Origin of the sequence: Novosphingobium sp. ERN07, assembly GCF_012641335.1 — a bacterium.
GTDB lineage: Bacteria > Pseudomonadota > Alphaproteobacteria > Sphingomonadales > Sphingomonadaceae > Novosphingobium.
In genome coordinates this window covers 1-5368 of the sequence record NZ_JABAID010000048.1, presented here as the reverse complement: position 1 = coordinate 5368, position 5368 = coordinate 1, and the positions used below count along the sequence as shown (strand labels likewise).

At 57.2% G+C, this 5368-nt stretch carries 4 protein-coding genes and 2 pseudogenes; 4 read left to right on the top strand and 2 right to left on the bottom strand.

What is annotated here, in order from left to right:
• On the bottom strand, positions 1-240 hold a 240-nt coding region (locus HGI47_RS21920), incomplete at its 3' end, for a transposase (RefSeq protein ID WP_168854873.1).
• A gap of 70 nt (positions 241-310) precedes the next feature.
• Positions 311-1215 (bottom strand): annotated as a pseudogene (locus HGI47_RS21915) (IS5 family transposase); the annotation flags it as partial.
• A gap of 603 nt (positions 1216-1818) precedes the next feature.
• Here HGI47_RS21915 and HGI47_RS21910 point away from each other — a divergent pair.
• From HGI47_RS21910 to HGI47_RS21895, 4 genes and pseudogenes are all read left to right on the top strand, one after another.
• Positions 1819-3261: a GntR family transcriptional regulator gene (locus tag HGI47_RS21910; RefSeq protein WP_168854872.1), complete on the top strand. Its 1443-nt coding sequence runs from the start codon at positions 1819-1821 to the stop codon at positions 3259-3261.
• Entirely contained in the window at positions 3258-4823 is a 1566-nt protein-coding gene (locus HGI47_RS21905; protein ID WP_168854871.1) for an AMP-binding protein, read from the top strand. The genes HGI47_RS21910 and HGI47_RS21905 overlap by 4 nt, the downstream gene beginning before the upstream one ends.
• Before the next feature lie 41 nt (positions 4824-4864).
• Positions 4865-5026, top strand: coding sequence for a hypothetical protein (locus HGI47_RS21900; protein ID WP_168854870.1), 162 nt, complete (start codon positions 4865-4867; stop codon positions 5024-5026).
• Positions 5026-5274 (top strand): annotated as a pseudogene (locus HGI47_RS21895) (IS481 family transposase); the annotation flags it as partial. The gene HGI47_RS21900 and the pseudogene HGI47_RS21895, both read left to right, overlap by 1 nt.
• Positions 5275-5368 lie beyond the last annotated feature (94 nt).

Below are 5368 nucleotides of genomic sequence, written 5' to 3'. Positions count from 1 at the left end.
GCACAGGCGCCGCTCTGACCGGATGCCCATGCAATAGCCGATGAGCAGCATCCGGATCATGAGTTCAGGATCGATCGAAGGGCGGCCCGTCTCGCTATAGAATGGCCGCAGTTTCTCCCGAATGCCGCTCAGGTCCACAAAGTGGTCAACCGCCCGCAGCAGATGGCTTTGCGGCACATGGTCCTCCAGGTTGAAGCTGTAGAACAGCGCCTCCTGCATCACAGTCCGAGCACCCATCATCAGCCTGTCTCCCCACGACAGGGCCAGTGAATCAGGACTGTGCGATTACTGCAAGGCTGAGTTTTTCAACACTATCGGCCTTCGCGATCCGCTCGGGCATCGGCCGCCTCAGCATGCGCCTCTGGTGGATATGGCTCGTGAACATATCGGCGGCGAGTAACGCCTCGTTCTTCTTCGAACGGTAGGCCGTATCTGCCCAAACGCCCGAGCCGGTGTTGCCATTGCTGATCAGGTCCGGCAGCCGCGCCCCGTCGTGAGCATTGGCAGCGCTGGCGCCCCACGTGCGGATCAGGCGGTGGGCCTTGTCGATGCCGATGTGGTTTTTGTAGCCGAACATGGGAATAGCAAGATCAACGGGCTTTGGGGCCTTTGGGTCGGCACCCTCGCGGATTTTGGCTTTGCTGTACTTGATTGACCAGCGGGCATCGCGATCCTTCTGCCGGGCGTTTACCGGCTTCCAGTCCTCGGGGATGCGCCCCTCCTTGATCGCCGCCTTTTCGGCTTCGGTGTTGCGCTGCTTGGGTGCCGGAACGACCGTGGCGTCGATGATTTGCTCACCCATAGCGAGATAGCCCAATCCGTGAGTGCGGTATCGAAGCGGGCAAAGAGTTTGTCGATCGCTTTGGCCTGCACCAGCCGCTCGCGGAAAAGCCATACCGTCGTCGCATCCGGCACGGTGCCATCATGGCCCAGGCCCAGGAAGCGCTGGAACGATAGGCGATCCTTGATCTGGAACTCGGTTGCCTCATCCGACAGCGAATAGAGCGCCTGCAGCACCAGGATCTTGAACATCAGCACCGGGTCGAATGGTGCTCGGCCGCCCTTGCCGCGAACGCTGCGCCGAAGGGCCACCACCAACGGCCCGCGGAAAACCTCGAAGTCCACGACCGGCGCCAAGCGTTCAAGCGGATCGCCCGCGGCGCTCAGCGCCGCGGACCGGTCCGAAAGATCAAAGAAACCCCGCTGACCAGCCATCCACGCCTACGCTCATTTGCAAAGGCACTGAATCATCTCAAGCCGCTGCGCACCAGAGGTGTCTCGAGGCGTCCAGGTGCTGGCCAGCCCACATGCTGCAGTTGCGATACTCCATATGGTCCCTCCCACGTAAATGATCCAGCGGCGACTGAGGCGATCTACCGCCCATCCAATGTCGATTCCAGCCGTCGAATAGAGCAATGCGAAGGCGAGGATCTGGCGATCAAGAAGTGAAAGCCAGCTCAACACTGTGAGCATCCCTACGAATGGCCATGCATGGCGCGGTTGATGGCGTAGCATGTGCTCCGACAAAAGTGGCCTCCCTTATTTTAGCATCATACCTTGAGCCGGGAATAGCCTTCACTATGGGAGAAAGAATCTCCATTGTGCAGCAGTTTATGCAAATCGTAGGGATTTTTGAGGAGATTCCCCCACCTCGACCCCACTTGTTGACACGGCCAGTGTAAAATAATATCATATTCAGATGCGACAAAGTCTCGGCTTGGGCAGAGAATATCTTCAACAAGGATATCGGCTTGTTTGTCGCATCCAATACGGCGGGAGCACGAATTGCATATAATCGCCCGCAAGCGGTGGGGATCAGTGGATCATTCAGATATTAGAAAGCCACCGGTGCGCAGTGCCGAGGCGCTGGCGGATCGCATAGCCAACACAGTCTTGAAGCGCGAGCTATCCCTCGGTGCATCTATTGGCAGCGAACATGGTCTTGCCGAGGAACTTGGGTGCAGCCCCGCGCTCGTTCGCGAAGCAGTTCTGATCCTCGAAAGAGAGGGGCTGGTAGAACGTCGCCGTGGTCGCGCTGGTGGCCTTTTCATTTCCGCCACGCCGTTGGATGCAGCAGCGACGGCACTCAGCAACTTTATGTTTTTCGCCCGTCTTTCGATCGCAGATGTCTTCAGCATCCGTCCGCAACTAGAAGCGATTGCGTTTCGGCTGGCGGCGGCGCGCGCGCGCGCGCGGGACGTCGATCCGCTCAGGGCGGCTTGTCGCGCAGTAACGCAACAAGCCAAATACGGAATACTGCCGCCAATGGCCGAGTTGTACGAACGCATTCTCGATACTGCGCGCAGTCCGATTCTGGGCATGCTGGTAAACGCACTGATGAAAGTGAGTGTGGTCGGATATCTGCAGACGCATGATCCGTCGAAGGGTATGGACAGCATGTTTTCCGAGTTGGTGGCATTGCGGGTTCGCCAGGTTGAGGCAATCCTTAGCGAAGATATCTCTGCACTCGCCATTCTGCATGACCTATCCGACAAGTTCACGCAGCGCGTGATGAGCGACGCGGTAATGGCTGCACCGGTTGCTATAAGCCAAGACACCGACCGTCTTACGCTGGCACTCCAATATGGCCCCGCCAAAATCCGCGCAGCAGATGTACTAGCCTGGCGCATTCATTCCGAAATTAACGCGAAAGCTATGGAGCCTGGCGAACTGTTGGGAACGGAGGCCGATCTTGTCCGCCGCTTCGGTGTCAGTCGCTCGGTCTTCCGAGCGACCATCTCCTATTTGGCGCGTCTTCGGTTAGTAGTTGTGCAACGCGGGCGCAACAGCGGAATCTGGGTGGGAGAGTTTGACCAGACACAGATCGTCGACAGCGTTGCGCGCTATCTGCATCATGCACACCCCCATGATGATGAAATCATCGAAGCTCTCGTTCCGCTGGAAGCAAGGATGCTTGAAACTGCACTAGCAGCCGGACAAGCTAACGGAATGCGCGCAGAATGGGAAACGATGTGCTTAGCGGAGACACCCTTCTCCACTGCCGTTGCGCAGTTCTACGAGCCACTTCGCCAAGCTTGCGGAAGCCCGATCATGTCGGTGTTCCACAGGTGTCTGGTGCGTAGCCTCACGCTTGCTGGTGATGTCGAGCAGAGTGACGGCGATCTCTCGATCAATAAGTGGCGACGTGAAATGGCAGCGGCAGTGCCAGACGTGAGAAGAATGTTGATGGCGAACGCAGGGTTGTTGTCAACCATCTTAGGGCGGCGGCGCGATACAGCACAACGGGAGAGAACGCGATGAGCAAGGTCAATAAAGGTGGACATATTATCAGCGGCGAGAGAATCCGGACTTTTGAAGCCATACGGGATCGTGCCGCGTGCATTGCGGTAGGCCTAATCGAAACAATTGGAAGCGGGGCAACCGTTTCTGTCATGCTCAGGAATGACTTCGCGTTCTTTGAACTGATCGAAGCTACTGGCTACGCCGGATGCCAACTCGTGCCTTTGAATTGGCATTACACTGGCGATGAAGCCCGCTACATTATTGAGGACAGTGAGGCACGGTTGCTTGTCGTGCATGCCGACTTGTTTCGGCGGGTGTCTGCGGCGATACCCACCGGCGTACAGGTTCTTGTCCTAGAGACACCTGTGGAGATACGAGTGGCCTATGGGATTTCCGATGAGGATGCCGCGATACCAGCGGACTTAAAATCATACGAAGAATGGGCCGATCAATGGACCGCCCGTTCCTTGCCGCCGGGCATCCCTACGATACCAACCCTCTATACATCGGGCACCACCGGGCGCCCGAAGGGCGTTCGTCGTCTGCCAAGTAGTGCGGCCCAGTTCGAGTTAATGATGGGTCTGACCGCACGAATGTTCGGCATGTTCGAGCAGACGTTCGGAAATGGGGGCGATCCTGTAACGACGGTCATCGCCACGCCGATGTATCATGGTGCGCCCGGCGCGCAGGCGCGGCTGGCTTGGCTTGCAAATGCCAAGATAATTCTACAACCGAGGTTCGATGCCGAAGATTTTCTGCGCCTCGTCGATTTGCATCGCGTGACGCATCAATATTTGCCTCCAATCATGTTCGTTCGGTTGCTTGCGCTCTCGCCTTCTATACGCTCACGTTACAATCTAAAGTCGCTAACTTGGATTATGCATACCTCCGCACCGTGCTCGCCTTCAATCAAGCGAGCCATGATCGAATGGCTGGGGCCTATAGTCCACGAGTATTATGCATCGTCCGAAACCCTTCCCTCGGCGTTCATTACCGCTGCAGAATGGCTAGAGAGACCAGGCTCAGTTGGCCGCCCCCCGGCAGGCGTAACGGTCCGCATTTATGATGAGACAGGCGCCATCTTGCCGCCTGGTACGGTTGGCGAGATATACGCGGGCCATCCTGATATGCCAGACTTTGAGTATAAGGGCGATCCCCTAAAGCGGGCGGGCGCCGAGCGAGACGGCCTGATAACGGCTGGCGATATCGGGTACCAAGACGAAGAGGGCTATTTGTATCTTTCCGATCGCAAGAGCGATATGGTCATCAGTGGGGGGGTCAATATATACCCCGCAGAAATCGAAGCAGAGATCGCTCGTATTGATGAAGTCGCGGATAGCGCCGTATTTGGCATTCCAAACAGCGAGTATGGTGAAGCGCTTATCGCAATTGTAGAGCTAAAGCAGGGCGTTACTCTGGACGCGACGCAGGTACATACCGCGCTTTCGCAGCGCTTAGCGAAATATAAGATACCAAGTGTGATTGAATTCCGCTCGGATTTGCCACGAGACGCCTCTGGCAAACTACGCAAACGTATCCTGCGCGATCCCTATTGGATTGACTCCGAGCGAAAAATTTAGGCGGCGTGGATTAATTTGAGCGAGTATCTCGCGGTGCCGATATGGACCATTCCAAGGAAGCCGTTGGCGGGTTGATCGTAGCAGGTGATAATGGCGCGGTTGATGTTAATTGTCTGGTTGCGACACATCATTGGGACATGGCAAGCAGTGTTATTGCGGATCATGCATGGCGCTTTGTTGCTCTGGTTGATGAGGTTTCGTGATGGTGCAGATACATCCCCAGGCCCGAACCACACCTGTTGTGCGGGCGGAAATCGCTCGTTCCACAGAGCCCGCCAGTGTCGTCGCAAAGCGCTATGGGATCAGCGACGAAACCGTCCGCAAGTGGCGCAGGCGCGGCGAGCAGGCAGTCCAGGATCGCTCAAGCCGGCCTCAGCGCCTGGCGTGGTGCATGACCGAGGAAGAGCGCGCAATCGTCTGCCCGGCGCGCAGGTCGACTGGCTTCGCCCTGATGGTCTTCGGATAACCCGCCTTCCGACAGGTTCGATCGAGCGTGGCCACGACATCCTCTCCGCGGTAACTGAACCGCGCGTCGATCACCGGCG